At 66.1% G+C, this 20,873-nt stretch carries 24 protein-coding genes; 11 read left to right on the forward strand and 13 right to left on the reverse strand.

The annotated features are described in order from the left end of the window. Window positions 1–37: 37 nt before the first annotated feature. The 12 genes from recO to ACWPWT_RS01840 form a co-directional block, all read right to left on the reverse strand. Entirely contained in the window at window positions 38–769 is a 732-nt protein-coding gene (recO, locus tag ACWPWT_RS01785; protein WP_454278317.1) for a DNA repair protein RecO, read from the reverse strand. Window positions 770–945: 176 nt separating this feature from the next. After that, the gene (locus tag ACWPWT_RS01790; RefSeq protein WP_454278318.1) at window positions 946–1,425 is read right to left on the reverse strand and encodes a GNAT family N-acetyltransferase; all 480 of its coding nucleotides are present in this window, start codon (window positions 1,423–1,425) and stop codon (window positions 946–948) included. Between the two features lie 141 nt (window positions 1,426–1,566). Continuing rightward, entirely contained in the window at window positions 1,567–3,486 is a 1,920-nt protein-coding gene (gene uvrC / locus ACWPWT_RS01795) for an excinuclease ABC subunit UvrC (RefSeq protein WP_454278319.1), read from the reverse strand. A gap of 224 nt (window positions 3,487–3,710) precedes the next feature. Next, complete coding sequence (locus ACWPWT_RS01800) at window positions 3,711–4,031, reverse strand: DMT family transporter (RefSeq protein ID WP_454278320.1); 321 nt, start codon at window positions 4,029–4,031, stop codon at window positions 3,711–3,713. Window positions 4,032–4,367: 336 nt separating this feature from the next. Further along, window positions 4,368–5,030, reverse strand: coding sequence for a F0F1 ATP synthase subunit B family protein (locus ACWPWT_RS01805; protein ID WP_454278321.1), 663 nt, complete (start codon window positions 5,028–5,030; stop codon window positions 4,368–4,370). Further along, complete coding sequence (locus ACWPWT_RS01810; RefSeq protein WP_261269959.1) at window positions 5,023–5,517, reverse strand: F0F1 ATP synthase subunit B family protein; 495 nt, start codon at window positions 5,515–5,517, stop codon at window positions 5,023–5,025. Before ACWPWT_RS01810 ends, ACWPWT_RS01805 begins: the two co-directional genes overlap by 8 nt. A gap of 63 nt (window positions 5,518–5,580) precedes the next feature. Then, window positions 5,581–5,808 (reverse strand): F0F1 ATP synthase subunit C, encoded by a 228-nt coding sequence (locus tag ACWPWT_RS01815; RefSeq protein WP_007406947.1) that lies wholly within the window; start codon window positions 5,806–5,808, stop codon window positions 5,581–5,583. Window positions 5,809–5,889: 81 nt separating this feature from the next. After that, window positions 5,890–6,681, reverse strand: a complete 792-nt coding sequence (locus ACWPWT_RS01820) for a F0F1 ATP synthase subunit A (protein ID WP_454278322.1) — start codon at window positions 6,679–6,681, stop codon at window positions 5,890–5,892. A 33-nt stretch (window positions 6,682–6,714) separates the two neighbouring features. Next, window positions 6,715–7,023 carry an AtpZ/AtpI family protein gene (locus ACWPWT_RS01825; protein WP_405051371.1) on the reverse strand — a complete coding sequence of 103 codons (309 nt, stop codon included), beginning with the start codon at window positions 7,021–7,023 and terminating at the stop codon, window positions 6,715–6,717. Between the two features lie 210 nt (window positions 7,024–7,233). After that, window positions 7,234–7,614, reverse strand: coding sequence for a YdbL family protein (locus ACWPWT_RS01830; protein ID WP_454278323.1), 381 nt, complete (start codon window positions 7,612–7,614; stop codon window positions 7,234–7,236). Window position 7,615: 1 nt separating this feature from the next. Continuing rightward, window positions 7,616–7,777, reverse strand: coding sequence for a YnbE family lipoprotein (locus tag ACWPWT_RS01835; RefSeq protein WP_261269963.1), 162 nt, complete (start codon window positions 7,775–7,777; stop codon window positions 7,616–7,618). A 56-nt stretch (window positions 7,778–7,833) separates the two neighbouring features. Continuing rightward, complete coding sequence (locus ACWPWT_RS01840) at window positions 7,834–10,998, reverse strand: intermembrane phospholipid transport protein YdbH family protein (RefSeq protein WP_454278324.1); 3,165 nt, start codon at window positions 10,996–10,998, stop codon at window positions 7,834–7,836. 123 nt (window positions 10,999–11,121) lie between these two features. On the opposite strand from ACWPWT_RS01840, the gene radC reads away from it, so the two are divergent. The 9 genes from radC to ACWPWT_RS01885 all read left to right on the forward strand — a co-directional run bounded on the left by radC (window position 11,122) and on the right by ACWPWT_RS01885 (window position 18,157). Next, window positions 11,122–11,811: a RadC family protein gene (gene radC / locus ACWPWT_RS01845; RefSeq protein ID WP_454278325.1), complete on the forward strand. Its 690-nt coding sequence runs from the start codon at window positions 11,122–11,124 to the stop codon at window positions 11,809–11,811. A gap of 76 nt (window positions 11,812–11,887) precedes the next feature. After that, window positions 11,888–12,853 carry a glycosyltransferase family A protein gene (locus ACWPWT_RS01850; protein ID WP_454278326.1) on the forward strand — a complete coding sequence of 322 codons (966 nt, stop codon included), beginning with the start codon at window positions 11,888–11,890 and terminating at the stop codon, window positions 12,851–12,853. 84 nt (window positions 12,854–12,937) lie between these two features. Next, window positions 12,938–13,513, forward strand: coding sequence for an aminoacyl-tRNA hydrolase (gene pth, locus ACWPWT_RS01855; protein WP_261269967.1), 576 nt, complete (start codon window positions 12,938–12,940; stop codon window positions 13,511–13,513). Further along, the gene (locus ACWPWT_RS01860; protein ID WP_261269968.1) at window positions 13,510–14,112 is read left to right on the forward strand and encodes a TIGR02466 family protein; all 603 of its coding nucleotides are present in this window, start codon (window positions 13,510–13,512) and stop codon (window positions 14,110–14,112) included. The genes pth and ACWPWT_RS01860 overlap by 4 nt, the downstream gene beginning before the upstream one ends. Window positions 14,113–14,268: 156 nt before the next feature. Continuing rightward, window positions 14,269–14,463, forward strand: a complete 195-nt coding sequence (locus ACWPWT_RS01865; RefSeq protein WP_261269969.1) for a hypothetical protein — start codon at window positions 14,269–14,271, stop codon at window positions 14,461–14,463. A gap of 220 nt (window positions 14,464–14,683) precedes the next feature. Then, a complete protein-coding gene (ychF, locus tag ACWPWT_RS01870) occupies window positions 14,684–15,784 on the forward strand; it encodes a redox-regulated ATPase YchF (RefSeq protein WP_454278327.1) in 1,101 nt (366 codons plus the stop codon). 79 nt (window positions 15,785–15,863) lie between these two features. Continuing rightward, a complete protein-coding gene (locus ACWPWT_RS01875; RefSeq protein WP_454279869.1) occupies window positions 15,864–16,256 on the forward strand; it encodes a BLUF domain-containing protein in 393 nt (130 codons plus the stop codon). Window positions 16,257–16,342: 86 nt separating this feature from the next. Continuing rightward, window positions 16,343–17,695: an alkaline phosphatase family protein gene (locus tag ACWPWT_RS01880; protein ID WP_454278328.1), complete on the forward strand. Its 1,353-nt coding sequence runs from the start codon at window positions 16,343–16,345 to the stop codon at window positions 17,693–17,695. Between the two features lie 12 nt (window positions 17,696–17,707). Next, complete coding sequence (locus ACWPWT_RS01885) at window positions 17,708–18,157, forward strand: MaoC family dehydratase (protein ID WP_454278329.1); 450 nt, start codon at window positions 17,708–17,710, stop codon at window positions 18,155–18,157. A 3-nt stretch (window positions 18,158–18,160) separates the two neighbouring features. Here ACWPWT_RS01885 and ACWPWT_RS01890 read toward each other — a convergent pair whose 3' ends face one another. After that, the gene (locus ACWPWT_RS01890; protein ID WP_454278330.1) at window positions 18,161–18,673 is read right to left on the reverse strand and encodes a hypothetical protein; all 513 of its coding nucleotides are present in this window, start codon (window positions 18,671–18,673) and stop codon (window positions 18,161–18,163) included. 312 nt (window positions 18,674–18,985) lie between these two features. Between ACWPWT_RS01890 and petA the strand changes: the two genes are divergently transcribed. Next, window positions 18,986–19,570 (forward strand): ubiquinol-cytochrome c reductase iron-sulfur subunit, encoded by a 585-nt coding sequence (gene petA, locus ACWPWT_RS01895; RefSeq protein WP_261269974.1) that lies wholly within the window; start codon window positions 18,986–18,988, stop codon window positions 19,568–19,570. Between the two features lie 18 nt (window positions 19,571–19,588). Further along, window positions 19,589–20,872, forward strand: coding sequence for a cytochrome b (locus tag ACWPWT_RS01900; protein WP_454278331.1), 1,284 nt, complete (start codon window positions 19,589–19,591; stop codon window positions 20,870–20,872). The last annotated feature ends 1 nt before the right edge of the window (window position 20,873 follow it).

Here is a 20,873-nt window from a genome sequence, read left to right on the forward strand (position 1 = left end):
CTATGTTCGGAGCGCCCTTTGCCTTAGCGGGCGGGCATCACGCAACCGCCCTTTTGAAACGGTCGAACAGTCGCGTGCGGGCGGGCATGGGATCGTTGCGCAATCCGGCCAATATGTCGCGGGACAGGAAATGTGCGGTGATCCGTGCACCTGCGAAAATCTCGGCCCAGTCGGCCGCCCCGCCATCGCGCAAAAAGGGCGGCAATGGGAACAGCCGCGCCTCATAGCCGAAGGCGGCCCCCACCGACACCGCCGCCCCGCTCTTCGGGCTGACATAGGCGAGATCCTCGGCATTCCCTGTCACGGTACAGCGCTCCAGATCGAGCCCGAACCCCAACTGCCCCAGCAACAGCAATTCATACCGCACCAGCGCCCCCGCCCAGCCCCGCGCCGACGGGGCCGATTCGATCGCGGTCAACACCGCGTCGAGCGCATCGTACAGGACCGGATAAGGCTGTTCCTCGGGCAGCGCGGCGGCGGTCAGCGCACACAGCCACTCGATCCCGGCGGCGGCCAGCGGCTCGCCATGAAGCCCCGCGCGGCTATGCCCCGGCTCGATGGTCAGCGCGGCGAGTTGCTCGACGGTCCGCGCCCGCCACTCGCCGATGATCCCGTTGCCCGGTTGCAGCACCGGCCTGAGCGCTCGCGACCGCCCGCCCCGGACATAACCCGGCTGCACCCCGTCCTCGCGGGTCAAGGCCCGCACGATCGCCCCATGCTCGCCATGCGGCCGGACCGACAGGATGATGGCGGGGGCGACGCGGTGCATGGAGAGGGATGTAGGGGGGAATGGGATGGGATGCTATGTCCGGGGAAGTGCCCAGACGTGTCGGCTACCATCATGGCCAACGAGCTGGACGTTGCTCCTTTTGGAAGCGGTGGCGAATTAGGAGCAGGCGCCAACAAGGGCATCGCATTTGTGCATAGCGATAGGCCGTAATCAACTCATGGCAGTGCCATCCTGTAGAACTTTCGATCGACTTCCATCACGGGGAAATCAGTCGGAAGCGTGGATCGAGCGACCTCCTTAAAACCGTTCTTCTCGTAGAATCTGTGCGCCGCTAAAAACGCTTCCGTCGTACCGAGATAAATATCGCCAACGCCTTGTCTTCTTGCGTGCTGGGCAAGTGTATCGAGAAGCTTGGCGCCTAGGCCATGCGCACTTCCCCTGTATGGCGAGGCGACGAACATCTTTCGCAGAGCGGCTCGACGGCTTCCAAGTTCCTTGAGGGCAATCGTGCCGACGATCCGCCCCATGTCTTCCGCGACCCAAAAGCCACCGGCACCCTTTTGATAGAACGATGGTATGTCGGACAGATCAGGCTGGTCTTCCCGCTCTATCGCAATGCCAAACTCCTGTTGCTGGATCGGCAATATGAGTTCGAAGACGCCGGATACGTCCGTTGGTTGAAAGGGGCGGATCACAGGAGAGGCCATGTTGAAGGATTGCGCACGCGCGAGTGTAAGGCAACGGGCACCTCGCGGTCCGCTCCCATAACCGCCCCGCTAAACGAGGAAAGTGAAAGGCCCGCGACGCTCAACCAGGAGTTCGAAGGCTATCTCCCCTCACCGGCTATGGTAAAAGTCATACACCTGCTGCGCCACCGCCTGGCTGACCCCCGGTGCCTTGCGCAGATCCTCCAGGCTCGCATTCCGCACCGCGCGGCCGGTGCCGAAGTGCATCAGCAGCGCCTTCTTCCGCGCCGGGCCGATGCCGGGCACTTCGTCCAGCGGGCTCGCGCCCATCGCCTTGGCGCGTTTGTCGCGGTGCGCGCCGATCACGAAGCGGTGGACCTCGTCGCGTAGCCGCTGAAGGTAGAACAACAACGGTGCGTTGACCGGCAGCATCCGTTCGCTGCCGTCCATCATGTGAAAGACCTCGCGCCCCTCGCGGCCGTGATGCGGGCCCTTGGCGACGCCGACCAGGCAGACATCCTCGATGCCCAGATCCTCCAGCACCGCCTTGGCCGCGTTGAGCTGGCCGCGCCCACCGTCGATCAGCACCAGATCAGGCCAGGTCGCGTCGTCGCGGTCGGGATTTTCCTCAAGCTGGCGCGCGAAGCGACGGCGGAAGACTTCGCGCATCATGCCGAAATCGTCGTTGGTGGCCGCTTCGTTCCCCTTGATGTTGAACTTGCGATACTGGCCCTTCTGGAACCCCTCCGGCCCCGCCACGACCATCGCGCCCAGCGCATTGGTGCCCTGGATATGGCTGTTGTCGTACACCTCGATCCGCTGCGGCGGCTCGGCCAGGTCGAAGAAGTCCGCCACCTCGCGCAGCAATTTGGCCTGGGTGGTCGACTCGGCCAGCCGCCGGTCGAGCGCCTCGACCGCGTTGCGCTTCGCCTGGTCGAGCAGGCGGCGGCGGTCGCCGCGCTGCGGCACGGTGAGTTGCACCTTATACCCGGCGCGCTCACCCAGCGCCTCGGTCAGCAATTCACCTTCGGGCAGGTCGCGGTCGAGCAGGATCGTCTTGGCGGGCGGTACCTCCTCATAGAATTGGCTGAGGAAGCTGGTCAGCACCTCCTCTTCGGGCACGTCGGTGGTGTGCGCGGGGAAAAAGCTGCGATGCCCCCAATTCTGGCCGCCGCGGATGAAGAAGGCCTGGATGCCCATCACCCCCTCGCGACACGCCAGCGCGAAGATGTCGGCGTCGCCCACGCCCTCGGCATTGATCGCCTGAGTCCCCTGGATGAAGGTCAGCGCCTTCAGCCGGTCGCGCAGGATCGCGGCGAGTTCAAAGTCCATCGCCTCGGCCGCCGCCTGCATCTGGGTGCCGAGCTTGGCCTGGACCTGGGTGGACTTGCCGCCAAGGAAGTTCTTGGCATCCGCGACCAGCTCGGCATAGGCGGCCTCGTCGATCCGGCCGACGCACGGCGCCGAGCATCGCTTGATCTGGTAGAGCAGGCACGGCCGGTCGCGCCCCTTGAAGAAGCTGTCGGTGCAGGAGCGGAGCAGGAACAGCTTTTGCAGCGCGTTCAGCGTGTTGTTGACGCTGCCCGCGCTGGCGAAGGGGCCGTAGTAATTGCCGACCGCGCGCCGCGCACCGCGATGCTTCTGGATGCGCGGAAAGTCGTGATCGTTGCGCAGCAGGATGAAGGGAAAGCTCTTGTCGTCGCGCAGCAGGACGTTGAAGGCGGGGCGGTAACGCTTGATGAGCTGCGCCTCGAGCAGCAGCGCCTCGGCCTCGTTATTCGTCGTGACGATCGTCATCGACCGCGTCTGCGCTACCATGCGTTGCAGGCGCTTGGGCAGGCGGTCGACCTGGGTATAATTGGCAACGCGGTTCTTCAGCGCGCGCGCCTTGCCGATATACAGCACGTCGCCGCGCGCATCCTGCATCCGGTACACGCCCGGCCGCAGCGGCAGCGTCGCCAGCACGTTGCGGATCGCCGCCACCCCCGCGTTCAGATCGGGCGCATCGGCCCCGCGCAGGGTGAAGGTGGATTTCTCTTCGTTGAAGCGGTCGACGGGAGGCTCGGACATTACGGCCGATTTAGGAGCGCGGGGGGCGGATCGCTACCCTGTGAGGTGGCTTTGGTTCACGCGAAGACGCGAAGACGCGACGGTTTTTTGTTCGCGCGGAGGCGCGGAGGACGCAGAGGCGTTCCAAACGTGCCGGTCGGAAGACCTTCTTCTTTCTCCGCGCTCTCTGCGCCTCCGCGCGAACCATCTTCTTCGTGTCTTCGCGGCTTCGCGCGAACCAAAATTCAGCCCTCCGCAAACAGCTTGGTCCCCATCACGCCAATTACGGTCAGCACCATGAAGCCCGCCTGGACCGGCGCAATCCTGTCGCCGAAGACGATCGCGCCACCGATCACGACGCCCACCGCGCCCAGCCCAGTCCACACCGCATAGGCGGTCCCGGCCGCAAGCCCGCGCATGGCCAGCGCCAGCAGGCCCATGTTCACGAAGCTGAGTAGGATCGGCACGCTCGACGCCTGCCAAGTGGCGACGGTCGCCGCCCATTTCAGGCTGAGCGCCCAGCAAATCTCGGTAATCACGGCAATGCCCAGAATGACCCATGCCATCGGAGCGTCTCCTTGGTAACGGGCTCAGCACTATGGGCATCGGCGCCGGAAACCCGGAAGAGACGGCGATGCGGCCCCGTGCGTGCGGGACTATGTCATGTGGAGCTTGGCCCCTCCACCACCGGGCTTGGCCCGGCGGTCCCCCTCCCCAAGTCGAGCTTGGGGAGAAATGGGCTTTCCCACCCCCCGCCCTCCGCACACATGCGGGGAGAGGGATTCCCTGAGGCTTCGACTTCGCTCAGCCTGAACGAAGTTGGTGGTCGTTCGACCGCCAAAAACGACCGAACCGCGCCTCGGTCGCCCGAAGCGCGGTCCTGTCACTGGCACTGGCGCCGATCAGTTCGGGCGGCCGAGCCCTGCAATCGAGCGGTCGATCATCGCCCGGTCGGCGTCGACCGAGTGATGCTCGGCGATCAGCAGACCGGCGGCCTTGGCCGCGGCCTCGGCGGCGCGGGCGCGGACCTCGGCCAGCGCGGTGCGCTCGGCGGCCGCGATCTTGTCCTCGGCCATCTTGGCGCGACGCTCCATCAGCGCCTCGGCATCGGCCTTGGCCTTGCTGAGCAGCTGCCCCGCCTCGTGCTGCGCCTGGACGCGCATCGCCTCGGCATCGGCATGCGCCGCCTTGGCCTTGGCCTCATATTCGGCCTTCAGCGCTTCGGCTTCCTGACGCAGCTTGGTCGCTTCGTCGAGCTGGGCGCGGATCGCGGCGATCTTCTGGTCGAGCGAACGACCGATCATCGCGGGCACCTTCTTGACCAGCATCCCGATCAACACGACCAGAGCGGCAAGCGCCACCCAGCCGGTCGAATCGAAACCCAGCGCGGTCGGGCTGGCGGCGTGATGCTCGGTCTCGGCGGGCGCGACCGTGTTCGCGGTCAGGCCATCGCCCTCGCGGATCGGCTGGGGGGCCATGCCCTCGGCCGAGGCCGCATCGGCCAGGTTCTGCGCGACCAGCGCGTCGGCGTTGGTCAGCGCGCCGTTCGCGGAATGATTAGCCATGCGCGCTCACCTTTCGCACCGCGTCGGCCGCCGCATCCTCGCCCACATGGACGCCGGACAGCTTGGCGACTAGATCGCGCGCGGCCTCGGCCGCCACGGACTGAAGATTGGCCATCGCCTCGGCCTTGGCATTGGCGATCGCCAGGTCGTGATGACCCAGCCGCTCGGCCAGGTCGGCATCGGCCGCCTTGACCTGCGCCTCGAAAGCATGGGTGGCCCGCGCCTTGGCGGCGTTGGTTTCCGCCATCGCGGCGGTGCGCGCGGCGTCCATCTCGGCCCGCCATGCCGCCTCGACCCGGTCGGCCTCGGCACGCGCGGCCTCCGCCGCCGCCAGATCTCCGGCGATACGGGCTTCGCGAGCGTCGACGGTCGCCTGAATCTTGGGCACCATCCCACGACCGACCACGAAATAGAGCAGGCCGAAGGTGATCAGGAGCCAGAAGATCTGCGACGCATAGGTCGCACTGATCTGTGCTATCTGGGGCATGGAGTCCTCGTTGCCATATCAACCGGGCGCATCGTCACCGACACGCCCGGCCGATCCGAATGATTAGGCGACGAACACCAGGATGATCATCGTCACGAAGGCGAGCAGGCCCAGAAGCTCGGCACCGGCGAAACCGATGAAGAGGCGGCCCTGCTGGCTGTCCGCCGCACCCGGATTGCGCAGCGCGCCTTCGAGGAACTTGGCGAACACGTTGCCCACGCCGAGCGAGGCGATGCCCATGCCGATAGCGGCCAGACCGGCACCGATCAGCTTCGCGGCTTCTGCGTCCATTTCAATCACTCCAGTTCAAAAAGGGTCGTTTGGGTATTCAAGTCGTGCGGCGAGGCCGCCCGCCCGGTCCGGCTCCCCGGATCAGTGCAGGTTGACCGCGTCGTTCAGATAGACCGAGGTCAGCAGCGCGAAGACATAGGCCTGAATCGCGGCGACCAGCAGTTCGAGAAGGGTGATGCCGATCATCAGCAGGAAGCTCGGCAGCGTGATGAGCGCGGCATAGCCGGGGCCCATGTTGATGCCGTTGATGACGAAGGCGGCAAGAACCTTCAGCAGGATGTGCCCCGCGGTCATTGCGACGAACAGTCGCAGACCCAGCGAGAAGGGGCGCACCAGGAAGCTCATCAGCTCGACCACGAAGATCAGCGGGATCATGAGCGGCGGCGTGCCGTGCGGCACGAACAGCGCGAAGAAGTGGAAGCCGTGACGGCCGAAACCGACGATCAGCACGATCGCGAACGAGATCAGCGCAAGCACGCCGGTCACGGTCACATGGCTGGTCACGGTGAAGGGATGGACACCCGGCACCACGCCGAAGGGCAGCAGGCCCAGCACGTTCGCGAACAGGATGAACATGAACAGCGAGAAGACGTAAGGAAGGAAGCGCTTGCCCTCCGGCCCGATATTCGACGTCAGCATCGAATTGACGAAGCCGGTGAAGCCCTCGACCGCCGCCTGCCAGCGTCCGGGCACCAGATCGCGCTTCATGCCGCCGATCATGAACACCCACAACGCGACCAAAGTCGCCACCATCCACAGAGCGGAATTGGTGAAGGAAAGGTCGTAGCCGCCGACCACCCAGTGCTGACCGAGCACCGGCTCGATCAGGAACTGGTGCATCGGATCAATCTTGCCGCCCGATTCTGCCGCCACGCTGCTTCGTTCCCACATATGACGAACGCCCGGTTACTCCGGGCGTTCGCCAGAAATCCGAATAATCTGCCTGAACGCTACGCCGATCCCCAGGAACAGCATCACGATCAGGGCCCAGGGTGCGGTGCCGAACCAGCGGTCGAAGAGCCAGCCGATCAACGCACTGCCGACAAGACTTCCGATCAGCGCGGAGATGACGCGGCTGCCTTGGGAATACCCCCTGTCGGCGTCCACCTTCACCCCTTGCCGCGATGCCTCGTCCGCTCGCGCCTTGGCCAGGCGCTGATCCAGCGCCGCCAGACGCGGATCGCCCGCATCGTCAAAGTCCCGTCCGGGCTCCATCTCCGCCACGCAGCCACCCTCACCTGTTTTCGTCACCGAAGGGGAGAATGCGCGCGAACGGCGAGCGACCCCGCCAAGGCGAGGCCCGTTTAGAAAGGCCCTCCCCCCAAGTCAACCGCTTGGGGGAGGGCTTGTGACAGATGTGTTAAGGATTGTTGCCGATCGGGAACAGCCCGCATCGATTCTTTCGAGAAGAAGAAGGACGCGGCCTTACACGCAGGCGGGCGCCCGCTCCGGCGCGGCGCCGGTCCGGGTCTTCCACACACCCTCGGGCGTCTTGTACTTCTCGCCCGAAACCGTCTGCGCGATCAGGTTGCAGCCGCTGGTGAACGCCATCTGCTCGACGGTCGCGCCGCTGGCCTGCGCCTTTTGGGTATAGGCCGCCTTGCGCTGGATGTTGATGCTGTTGACCAGGGTGCGCAGTTCGGCCGTCGCGGTGCCGACGATGCCGAGATAGCCGTCGGGCTGCTCGCCGACCTGCCCCGCCGCGCGCGCGGCGGCATAGGCCGGATCGCGCTGCGCCATCGCCATGCCCGACAGGCCTATCAGCGAGACCACGCCGAGGGCCAGGATCATCGTCTTCGTCTTCATCTCAGAATATCCCCGGATTCTGCTGGATCAGCGATTTGGCCTCGCCATCCAGGCGATATACCACTTCCTGCGTCACATTGATGTTCAGATTGATTTCGATCGGCTTTTCGGGCGCGGAGATGTTCACACATCCCCCGCTCATCGCCAAAAGCGCGACCGGCATCCATCGTGCTCCATCCAAGATCGGCATCCTGTCCAGCATTTTCAATCCTGTTACGGTCATGGCACGGTCTCGCTTGCGGAAGGCTGAATAGGGCGACTAGCGGGCGGTGCGGCGCGCTTGTTCTGCTCTTCGAGCAAGGCGGGCAGGTTCCGCTGGATCAGGCGGCGCGGGTCGTAGAAGGACTGCGCCGAATCGAGCAGCCCGCGAAAGGGCGCCTTGATCCACACGTTGAACACGAAGGGCAGCCGCTGAAGCCGCCGGATCAGGAAATTGGTCTTCGCCCCCTTGCCCTGACTGATCCCCGCAAAGCGCACATCGGTGACCATCTCGCCCGCCAGAGGCCCGTTCATATCGATCCGAAGCGATCGATAATTGAGCGAGCGCAGCGCCCCGAAGGCCAGGTTGCCCCAGAACCCAAGATTCTTCTGACTGATCTCCCCCAGATAGGCGATGCTGCCACCGCCCGGCCGCACGACCAGTCGTCCGCCCTCGATCCGGCCGCCGCGCTCGTCGAAGATCATCGGCAACGTCCCGTCGAAGACGCCGGTGGCGTTCAGATTCTGAAAGTCGAACTGAAGCAGGAACTGGTCGGCGGCGGCCCCCTCGACATGGAAGGTCATGCGCCGCTCCACCGGCTGCGAAAAGTCGAGCAAGGTCGGGTCGAGGGTCAGCGTGCCGCCCGCGAAGGGCCAGCGCCCGCTTTCCACCTTCACCCGCGCGCCCGACAGGGTCTGGTAACGGATGGTGCCGTTGGTCACCGGGATGCCCGGATTGATCGTCTTGACCGTCGCCACCTGTCCGGGCGCGCTTTCCAGCGCGAGCAGGTCGGTGAAGCGGATGGTGCCCGCGATCCCGCTGACCGGGCCCAGCGCCGCGGCGAGGTCGACGCCCTCCGTTCCGAACTGCCCGGTGGAACGCACGCCGGCGCCGTCCCAGTCGATCCGACCCTTGCCCGCGATCATGCCGCGAACCTCCTCGATCACGCCCTTGGTCACCGGGGTCAGCAAGTCGGGCTGGAACTCCTTGGTGAAGGTGATGCCGGGGACGTTCAACTCGGCGAAACCGACCGCACGGTCCAGCGCGTGACGGATGGTGACGTCGGCCACCTTCACCGACCGCGTCGGCTCGAACAACTGGCCGATGGCGTCGATCTGGTTGCCCGCCAGCGTCAGCGCGACGCCGCGTGCCGCCATGGGCAGGAAGCGAGGCGAGTCGGTCCGCGCATCGCGGACTTGCAGATCGCCGTTCAGCGACAGCCTGCCACCCGTCAGCCGCCAATCGCCCGCCGCCTGGCCGAGAAGAAGGGGGATTTGTCCGATCTGACCCGAGCCCCCCTCGAACCGGCCGACAATCCCCTCGGGCGTGATCCGTCCGGTCAGGTCGTTCGCGTCGATCCGGGTCGGCGATTCCGGGCGGCCGATCCGGCTCTCCACGCCGGTCAGCGCAAAGCTGCGATCGGCCAGCGCGAAACGGGTGGTCGCCGCCGAGACCGCCAGGGGGCTGCCGCCGATCCGCCCCGCCACCCGCGTCGAACCAAGTTGTACCCCGCCGCCCAGCCGAGCGCCGTCGATCCGCACCAGCGCGCCGTCCAGCGGGCAGAGGCGCGTCGCCACCCGCTCCAGCCGCAGCCCGGACAGAGCGAGCCGGTCGATGGACAAAGGCTGGCAGTCGGGATTGATGCGAAGCGATCGGCCGCCATCCCATCGCGCGGAGATCGGCAGGGTCAGGCCGTCGATCCGGCCGCCGCTGATCGGTCCGGACAGCGCCAGCCGCGTCGTCACGACCGTCTCCCCATTGGCCGCCGCGCGGAACTGCATCCGGTCGAACGCCAGGGCCGCCCCATCCGCCTGATAACGGGCCATCTGCGCGGTGCCGCGAATCGGCGCGCCGGGTGCCGCCTGCCGCAGGGTCGCGCGAATGGCCGGCAGCCCGCCGCCGCCGGTCGCCAGGCTGGTATCGATCCGGACCCCGGTCGCATCATAGACCAGGCCCGTCGCGCCGCGAAACGCGATGCGCGCCCCGCTGTCCGACGCGAGCGAAAGGCTCGGCACACGCACCGACAGCCCCGTCGCGCGGGGCCCGCTCTGCTGGTCGAGCGCCAACCGCATATCGGCGGCGAAGCGACGTCCGCTCCGCACCGCCGCGTTTACCACCGCGCGGACCACCGGCCCGACCGGCGTGGCGGCAGCCGAAGCGCTCCATCCCTGGGCGCGAGCCAGCACGCCGGGCGCGAGCCGCGCACCCCCCAATTGCAGCCGCCCGTCGAAGCGGGTCGCCCGCCCGACCAGATATTGCCCCTGGACAACCCCGCGCTCGGCTCGCCCGGCGCGCGCGGCCAGTCCACGCGCGGTCAGCGCCAGATGCCCGCCGGTCGCCGCCGCATTGCCGGCAAAGTCGATCGTCCCGTCGATCGCGCTCGCGGCCAGATCGGGATGGCGGACCGCCCCGCTGCGCAGCGTCACACGCCCCTGCCATCGGTCGAGCGCGGGGGTGAGGGTGACATCGATCCGCGCCGCCAGCGACCGCGCGGACACGTCGCCGCACTCCATCCCGCCGAGCGTCACCGGGCCGGTCAGCGTCGGGCGTTCCCGCACGATCCGAATCCGAAGCGGGGCGGCCAGGCCGCTGGCGACGCAGTTGCCGAGCGTCAGGCTCGGCGCGACGGCCCCCAATCGACCGGTAAAGCCGTCGCTCAGCACGCCCTTGCCCGACAGGCTGAGCCCGATCACGCCCTGCGGCGTCTCCAGCCGGATTCCGCCATCCTCGACCGACACGTCGAGGGCGGGCAGCGCAAAGGGCTTACCCGAGGATGGCGGCATCAACCGGTCCAGCGTACCCAGCCGGACCTGTCCGTTCACCAGCCGGCCGCGAAGCCGTACCCGACCGGCGCGCACCCCGGTCACCACCGGTCCCGACAGGCCGATGCGGGTCCGCGTTTCCAGCCAGTCGGCCACCAGATCGGGTCGCGCCGGATCGCCGATGACCACATTGGTCAGCCTTTGCCGACCCAGACCCAGATCGGAAATCTCGTAGCGGGCGGGCACGCCGCGCCTGGCCAGCGCGCGGTCGATCGCATCCCCGGCGAGCGACTTGCGCGCGATCCACCCGGCGATCAGCGCGATGAGCAACACAAGCGCGATGGCGATCAGGATATGTTGCAGGCGGCGGAAACGCCGTGTGGGGCTTAGGGGCGTTCCGACCTCCTCGTTCGCGCCCTCCACCCCGATGCCACTCCCTTTTCCTGACTTGCGTCATAGCCGCACGGTCGCGCCGCACGCAATCGCACGAAGCCCGGCGACAGTTCCCGCCGCCGCTCCTATGCTGTCCCGACAGGGGGAATGGACATGAGCGATACGGGGCAGGATCGTGGCAACGACCATAGCGGCCACCGCGCAAGGCTGCGCGATCGTTTGTTGGGCGGTGGCGGATTGCTCGACCATGAACTGCTCGAATATCTGCTGACGACCGCCATTCCCCGTCGCGATACCAAGCCGATCGCCAAGGCGCTGCTGCGCGAATTTCATGACATAAGCGGCGTCCTGACCGCCGACCCGGTCGCGCTGCAGCGCGTCGAGGGGGTGGGGGAAACGGCGGCGGCGGCGCTGAAGATCGTACAGGCCTGCGCACTGCGGCTGGCGCAGACGGAGGCCGCGAAGCGGCCGGTCCTATCCAACTGGCAGGCCCTGCTCGACTATCTTCATGCCGATATGGCGCATCATGGGGTGGAACGCTTTCGGGTGCTTCACCTGAACACCCGCAACATGCTGATTCGCGACGAATTGATGGGGGAAGGCTCGATCGACCAGGCGCCGGTCTATATCCGCGAGGTAATCCGTCGGGCGCTGGCGTTCGGGTCCGCGGCCTTGATCCTGGTTCACAACCACCCCAGCGGGGACCCCTCGCCCAGCCGCGCCGATATCGACGTGACGCGCGCCATCGCGGAGGCGGGGCGCAATCTGGGAATCGCGGTGCATGACCATCTGATCATCGGCACCTCGGGGCATGTCAGCCTGCGGGCGCAGGGCCTGATCTGATCGCCGTGCCGAAATGGGCGCAGGCGCCTGCACCACCGGCTTGTCATCGAAAGGACGGTGCCGCATCGCTTCACCCATGATGTCATCCGCCCGCCTGTTCCAAAGGTTACGCCACATTGGCGATCGGCTGGTCCGCGAGGTTCGGATGCGGGCACATCTGCACGAAGCGCGGCGGGTGCTCGCCACGCCGCCAATCCGCCCGCAGCAGGACGGCGTCGTCCTGATGTCGATGATCGGCTCGCGGGTCCTGCTGCCCTATCTGGTCGCGGTAAAATCGCTCCATCGCCATCTGGGCATGGGGCGGATCGTCCTGATCGACGATGGCAGCCTGACCGATAACGACAAGCGCGTCCTGGCGCATCATTGCGGATCGCCCGACATCATTCCCATCGGCACGATCGACACCGGCCAATGTCCGCGCGGCGGCACCTGGGAAAGACTGCTGACCCTGCTCGACCTGCGCGCAGGCGATTATGTGATCCAGCTCGATTCGGACACGGTCACCATCGGCGATGTGCCCGAGATCCGCTCGGCCATTGCTGCCAATGCCGACTTCATCCTGCTGGGCGGCGAGGATGCGGAGGCGGCGGGGCTGCTGCCCCTGCCCGACTTCACCGCGCGTCGTTATCCAGACGGCCCATCCGCCCCGCCCGCCCATATACAGCGGATGATCGAGTCGCGCCTGGCCTCCTATCCCGATGCGGCCCTCCATCATTATGTGCGGGGCTGTTCGGGTTTTGCCGGCTTCGCGCGCGGCGGCCCGGCCAGTCGGGTCGAGGCCACCCGCTTCTCCCGCCACGCCGAAGCGCTGGTCGGCCCCGCCATCTGGTCGCAATGGGGCAGCGAGCAGGTCACGTCCAACTTCCTGCTGGCCAATGAACCGGGAGTGCGGCTGCTCCCCTATGCGCGCTATACCAATTACTGGCGGCAGAAGGCGTCCGGTGACGAGCGGTTCGTCCATTTCATCGGTACGTACCGTTATTCCGGCCCAAGCTACCGCCGGTTGACCGCGCAAGCGATCGACCGACTGCTCGCAGGATAGGCGACCCGCGCCGACGCGGCCAGTTTTTGCGTCTGGCGCGCCCGATGCTAGGGGCCTGTTCGGTAACGCGAAGAGGAAGATGTGATGCAGGTCTGGACCGGGTTGGGCAATCCGGGGCCGCAATATGCGATGCACCGCCACAATGTCGGCTTCATGGCGATGGACGCCATCGCCGAGGTGCATGATTTCGGCCCCGTGAAGAAGCAGTTTCAGGGCTGGACCCAGGAAGGACGCATCGGCGGGCAGAAGATCCTGCTGCTCAAGCCCGCCACCTTCATGAACGAAAGCGGGCGAAGCGTCGGCGACGCGCTGCGTTTCTACAAGCTGGGCGTCGAGGCGCTCACCGTCTTTCACGACGAGCTCGACATCGCGCCCTTCCGCGTCAAGGTGAAGACCGGCGGCGGCACGGCGGGGCATAACGGGCTTCGCTCGATCGACCAGCATCTGGGGCCCGATTTCCGCCGCGTCCGCCTCGGCATTGGCCATCCGGGGCATAAGGACCGCGTGACCGGCCATGTGCTCGGCAATTACGCCAAGGCGGAGATCGAGCCACTGTCCGACCTGCTCGGTGCGGTGGCGGCGGAGGCGCATTGGCTCGCCGAGGGCGACGATGTCCGCTTCGTCAACGACATCGCACTGCGGCTGGGGGATGCGGCATGAGCGTCCGCCGCCTGTTCGCGTCGCTGCTCTATGAGGGCAATCTCGACGATGCCGACCTGCTCGAGGAGATCGAGCAGAGCTGCTGGGCGCTGGCCGAGGACGATCGCGCCGGGCGGCGATGGTCGAAGGAGCATGGCTATCGCGGCTATACCAGCTATGCCTCGCTCAACGACCTGCCGATCCGCGACCCGGTCTTCGCCGACCTGCGCAAGAAGCTGGATCGCCATGTCGCGCGCTTCGCCGAGGAATGCGCCTTCGATCTGGGCGGTCGCAAGCTCAAGCTCGACAGCCTGTGGGTCAATGTCCTGAAGCCCGGCGGGCATCACTCGGCGCATATCCATCCCCATTCGGTGGTGTCGGGCACGCTCTATGTCGCGATGCCGCCGGGATCGGGGGCGCTGAAGCTGGAGGACCCGCGCCTGCCCATGCTGATGGCCGCCCCGCCCCGCCGCCCCGATGCGCCCGACGATCTGGCGACCTTCGCCACCGCCACGCCCGAGCCCGGCACCGTTCTGCTTTGGGAAAGCTGGCTGCGACACGAAGTGGTGCCCAATGGCGCCAAGGGCGAGCGGATCAGCGTCAGCTTCAACTATCGTTAGGAACGGCCGCGACGAGCAGCACTCCACCCGCGACAAGCCGTAAAGTTCCAACGGCTGAACGCGCATGGAGGGCGTTTCGTCGCGCCCATATCGTGCCGTTAACTTATCTCGATTAAGGGCTGTCCGACCGCATCCTTAGCCCGGACATTATTCCCGATGATCGAATTCGCTGTCTTCACCTTCGGCATGTTGGCGAGCTTCGTGCTGTCGGGCCTTGGCCGCAACAAGAAGGCGAAGCGGGCCAATCCGCCGATGCTCCATTATATGGGTCTGGTGCTGATGGGCTTTTCGGGTGCGCTGGGCGTGATGTTGCTGGCCTGGGCCGCTGCGATGATGGTCGGGATCGCCTGACACCCTAGACGCCTTTCCGCCACCCGTTCAGCCTGAGCGACGTCGAAGGCCAAGGGATGACGGTTGGGCCAGATGCCCTCGCGGCAAGCGTTCCGCATGGCCTTCGCCCCGCTCGGGCCGAACGACGGTGGTCGAGGGCGGGGGACGTCCGCCATCGGTTGAGAAATATCCCCATCGTCGCTAGAGGGACACTTTCCCCTTCCTGTAGGATAAGCGACGCATGGGTTTCCGCTGCGGCATCGTCGGCCTGCCGAATGTCGGCAAGTCCACCCTCTTCAACGCGCTGACCGAAACGGCGGCGGCGCAGGCCGCCAATTATCCGTTCTGCACGATCGAGCCGAATGTCGGCAATGTCGCGGTCCCCGACCCGCGCCTGTACAAGCTGGCCGAGGTCGCCGGCTCCGCCAAGATCATCGAGACGCAGCTCGCCTTTGTCGACATTGCGGGCCTTGTGCGCGGCGCGTCGAAGGGCGAAGGGCTGGGCAACCAGTTCCTGGGCAATATCCGTGAGGTGGACGCGATCGTCCATGTCCTGCGCTGCTTCGAGGATGGCGACGTGACGCACGTCGAAGGCAAGGTCGACCCCATCGCCGACGCCGAGACGGTCGAGACCGAGTTGATGCTCTCCGACCTCGAAAGCCTGGAAAAGCGGGTCCCGGCCTTCGTCAAGAAGGGCCAGCAGGGCGACAAGGAAGCCAAGATCGCCGCCTCGGTGCTCGGCCAGACGCTGGACCTGCTGCGCGAGGGCAAGCCTGCGCGGCTGACCAAGCCCAAAGATGACGAGGAAGCGCGCGTCTTTTCGCAGGCGCAGCTGCTGACCGCCAAGCCCGTCCTCTATGTCTGCAACGTCGAGGAATCGAACGCGGCGAACGGCAACGCGCATTCGCAAGCCGTGTTCGAAAAGGCCGCCGCCGAGGGTGCGCAGGCCGTCGTCGTGTCGGCTGCGATCGAGGCCGACATCGCGACCATGCCTGCGGAGGATCGCGGCGAATTCCTGTCCGAGCTGGGTCTGGCCGAAACCGGCCTGGCGCGCGTGATCCGCGCCGGTTACGCGCTGCTCGACCTGCTGACCTTCTTCACCGTGGGGCCGAAGGAAGCCCGCGCCTGGACCGTCCACCGCGGCGCCAAGGCACCCAACGCGGCGGGCGAAATCCACAGCGATTTCGAACGCGGCTTCATCCGCGCCGAGACCATCGCCTTTGACGACTATATCGCGTTCAAGGGCGAAGCGGGTGCCCGCGATGCGGGCAAGCTGCGCGCCGAGGGCAAGGAATATGTCGTCCAGGACGGCGACGTGATGCTGTTCCGCTTCAACGTCTGACCCAATATGCGCCGGTCGGCAACGGATCGACCGGCGCATCGAACCTTGCAGTGCGTTTTCCACACATTACTTGGTCATGATGATCCAGGTTAACCCGATTCGCCGCATTATCTATAGCAGCCTGGCCGTGGGTGATAATGGTCGTGCGGATCATCAGGCGATCCTCAGCGTCTCTCGCCGCAACAACGGCATGGACGGCATTTCCGGGATTCTGTGGATCGAAAAGGGCCGCTATCTGCAATTGCTGGAAGGGCCGGTCGACAGCGTCGGCGACGCCTTCGAGCGGATCAAGGGCGACCCGCGCCATACCGAAATCCATATTCTCGACGATCGCCTGACCGACGCGACGGAATTCGGCGACTGGGCAATGGCGGGCCTGCCGGGCGATCATCCGGGCGACGCCCAGGCGCGGCTCCGCCTGCTGCTGCGCAACAGCGACGACGAGATTCGCCGCTTCTTCCCGTTGGATTGATCTCAGGGAATCGCCCCCGCCGGGGGTGGCGACGGACCGCCGCGCTCCATCGAGTCTCGCCACTGTGACATGGCCGCGTTATCGGGATGGTCCGAAAGGACCCTCACCCCGTGACCAAACTCCCCTTCGCCACGCTCGCACTGACCCTGCTCGCCGGTTGCGCCTATCCCTATACGCCGCCGTCGCTGTCGACCATCGGCGCCGCGACGCCGCCCGCCATGGCAGCGGTCCCGACCTCAGGCTCCCAGCCCGGTCTCTCCCCTTCCGAAGCCCGCGCGCCGGTGACGATCCTGGTGTCGATCGACGGCTTCCGTGACGATTATCTGGGGCGGGGTCTGACGCCCCATTTGTCGCGGCTGGCGGCGGAAGGCGTGAGCGCCACGATGCGCCCATCCTTCCCGTCCAAGACCTTCCCCAATCACTGGACGCTGGTGACCGGTGTGGTTCCCGACCGGCATGGGATCGTCGCCAACGGCTTCACCGATACGGAGCATCCCGACGAGCGCTTCACCATGTCGTCGGACCAGCCCTATTGGTGGAACAGCGCCGAGCCGATCTGGGTCGCGGCGGAAAAGGCAGGCATTCCGACCGCCACCATGTTCTGGCCCGGCTCCAACGTCGCCTGGGGCGGCACCATGCAGAACGACGGCCATCATCTGGTCACCGGCGGCACGCGCCCGCATGATTGGCAGCAATTCAATCAGAGCGTCTCCGACCGTCAGCGGGTGGATGCGATCATCGACTGGTTGCGTCGGCCTTCGTCCACCCGCCCCCGTTTCCTGACGCTGTATTTCGATGAGGTGGATACCGCCGGTCATGAGGGCGGCCCCGATTCACCAGTGGTCAATGCCGCGATCGGGAGCGTCGACCAGGCGATCGGCCGATTGCTCGCCGGGTTGGCCGAACTGGGGCAGCCCGCCAATCTGGTGATCGTCGCCGATCACGGCATGGCGGCGATTTCCAGCGACCGGGTCGTGGCGCTCGACCGCTTTACCGATCCCGCCGACTCTGTGCTGATCGAGGACGGCCCCTATGCCACGCTGCGCGCGGTGCCGGGGCATGAGGCGGCGCTGGAGCGCCGTTTGCTCGGCCATCACGACCATATCGATTGCTGGCGCAAGGAACAGATTCCGGCGCGCTTCCATTATGGCCGCAACCCCCGCATCCCCCCGTATTTCTGCCTTGCCGATGCGGGGTGGACCATCAAGGCCAAGCCCCCCGAAAAGCCCTTTGCCGGTGGCACCCATGGCTATGACAATGCCGACCCCAGCATGGCGGCGCTGTTCATCGCGCAGGGTCCGGCCTTTCGGGCGGGCATGAAACTGGCGCCGTTCGACAATGTCGATATTGCACCGCTGCTGCGCGATCTGATCGGTCTGCCGCCGGGCAAGGATCTGGACGGAACCGATTCCCCCTTCCGGCGCGTTCTGCGGCGATAAGGGAGGACGGTCGTGATCTGGCTGGAGGATATGGTGGTCGGCGACGTGGCACGGTTCGGCACCCGCCATGTCGATCGCGACGAGGTGATCGCCTTTGCCGCGCGCTATGATCCCCAGCCCTTTCACCTGTCCGACGAAGCGGCGGCGGCCACCCATTTCGGGCGGCTGTCGGCCAGCGGCTGGCACACCGCGTCGATGACGATGGCGATGATCGTCGCCTATTATCGAGACATCGGCTTTCAGAGCCTGGGCTCGCCCGGCATCGACGAGCTTCGCTGGCTGAAGCCCGTCTATCCCGGCGATACGCTACGCTGCGAGACCCGCGTATTGGAAACACGCCGCTCGGCCAGCCGCCCGGACATGGGCTTCGTGGTCAGCGATCTGACGGTCTACAATCAGGACGATGTGGCGGTCACGCGCTTCCGCCCCACCGTCATGATCCGGGCGCGGCCGACCGGCTGAGCCTCAGCGGGGTCCGCGAGGACCACGCGGGCCACCCGGTCGCGGGCCGCCGCGCCAGCCGCCGGGCGTCCCGCGATTGCCGCGCCATCCTTCGGCCCGCGGCACGCCGGGCGCGGGCGCGACCGCTCCGTTGCCCCGCCAGCCATTGCCCCGCCAATTGTCGCCACGCCAGCCGCTACGACCCCAGCCACGCCACTGATCCCGGATCGGCCCGCCACGCCATGCATTGCGCCGCCCCTCCCAGTAAGACCGCTGTCCGTCGTTCCAGCGATAGGGCCGCCGATAGCGGTCATAGACGTAGACGCCGGTGCCCGGATAATAAAAGTCGTTATACCAGCCATAATAGGACGGCGCATATCCATAGCCGCCATAACCGCCATAATAGCCGGGACCATAGCCGCCGCCGAAGCCGGACCCGACCGAGACGCCGCTATAGCCATAGCCGTCGGTGCATCCGCCCAGTGCCAGCAAACCGGCCGCCATCAGCGCGGCCCAACCCGTCTTGCCGAGGCCCATCCTCGCTCTCCATATCCCTGGCCTGTCGCCATGCGGGTGCGGCAGGGGTCCGTCATCCGCGTCGATCGACGATCAACCCGCCGCGTCGCGCCATGGTTCCTGCGCCGCAGCGCATGCATATCCCCTGAACGGGCGGAGCGCTCCCGGACACGGGTCCAAAGGGGATTGGCAAAACAGGTCAAGCAAGGCTAACCTGAAACACCGTTCATCAAGGACGGACCAGTTGAGAGGGCGGCGCATGACCGGGACAATCCGGCACGACCGTCACGGCGTATCGTTTGCGGACGCGAACCAGGTGGAGGGACAGGACGAATGGCGATGACGGAGAACACCGTACCCCCCGGCGAGGCGCCGGAGCCATTCGAGGAAGAGGTCCATGATCCCCGCCGCCGCGACTTCATCAACATCGCCGCCGTGTCCTTTGCGGGCGTGGGTGCACTGGCGATCGTCCTGCCGCTGATCAACCAGATGAACCCCTCGGCCGACGTGCTCGCGCAGTCGACGACCGAGGTCGACCTGTCCAAGATCGAACCCGGCCAGGCGATCAAGACCAGTTTCCGCAAGCAGCCGCTGTTCGTCCGCAACCTGACGCCCAAGGAAATCGCCGAGGCGGACGCCGTGCCGCTGTCCGACCTGCGCGATCCCCAGACGCTGGAGGAACGGACCAAGCCGGGCAAGAAGAACTGGCTGATCACGCTGGGCGTCTGCACCCATCTGGGCTGCGTGCCGCTTGGCGCGGGCGAAGGTGAGAACAAAGGCCCCTATGGCGGCTATTTCTGCCCCTGCCACGGATCGGCCTATGACACCGCCGCCCGCATCCGCAAGGGTCCGGCGCCGAAGAACCTGTTCGTGCCCGACTATAACTTCAACTCCGACACCGTCGTCACGGTCGGCTAAAGGGAGAGGATCGACACCATGAGCTTTCCCTGGGCCAAGCATTACCAACCCAAGCAGCCGGTCATGCGCTGGCTGGACGAGAAGCTGCCGCTGCCGCGCCTCGTCTATAATGCGGTGGGGGCCGGGTATCCGGTGCCGCGCAATCTGAACTATTTCTGGAATTTCGGCGTGCTGGCGGGGGCCGCGCTCGCCATTCAGATCATCACCGGCGTGGTGCTGGCGATGCATTATGCCGCCAATGCGGGTGTCGCCTTCGACTCGGTCGAGGGGATCATGCGCGACGTGAACGCCGGCTGGTTCCTGCGCTATGCCCACGCCAACGGCGCGTCGATGTTCTTCATCGTCGTCTACACCCATATCTTCCGCGGCCTCTATTACGGATCGTACAAGGCCCCGCGCGAGATGGTGTGGCTGCTCGGCGTGGTCATCTTCCTCCTGATGATGGCGACCGCCTTCATGGGCTATGTGCTTCCCTGGGGGCAGATGAGCTTCTGGGGCGCGCAGGTCATCACGGGCTTCTTCTCGGCGATCCCGCTGGTCGGCGACACCATCCGCATCTGGCTGCTCGGCGGTTTCGCGCCGGACAATGCCGCGCTCAACCGCTTCTTCTCGCTCCACTATCTGCTGCCCTTCGTGATTGCGGGCGTCATCATCCTGCACATCTGGGCGCTGCACATTCCGGGGTCGAACAACCCGACCGGCGTCGATGTGAAGGGCGAGCAGGATACGGTGCCCTTCCACCCCTATTACACCGCCAAGGATGCGGTGGGGCTGGGCGTCTTCCTGCTGGTCTTTGCGGGGCTGTTGTTCTTCTTCCCCAATTATCTGGGCCATCCGGACAATTACATCCCGGCCAACCCGCTCTCGACGCCCGCGCATATCGTGCCCGAATGGTATTTCTGGCCCTTCTACGCGATCCTGCGCGCCTTCACCGCCGACTTCATCCTGCCCGCCAAGCTGTGGGGCGTGCTGGCGATGTTCGGATCGATCCTGCTGCTGTTCTTCCTCCCCTGGCTCGACAGCTCGCCGGTACGGTCGAGCAATTTCCGGCCCAAGGCGCGGGTCGCCTTCTGGGTGCTGGCGGCGGACGTGCTGCTGCTCGGCTGGTGCGGGGGATCGCCCGCGACGCCCTTCTTCATCATCCTCAGCCAGATCACCGCGGCCTATTATTTCCTCCACTTCCTGGTGATCCTGCCCTGGATCGCGCGGACGGAGCGGCCCGCCCCGCTGCCCCATTCGATCACCGAGGCGGTGCTGGCCAAACATGGCGGCACGGCACCGACCAAGTCGGCCCTGGCCTGAC

It is taken from the genome of Sphingomonas sp. Marseille-Q8236 (assembly GCF_965112005.1).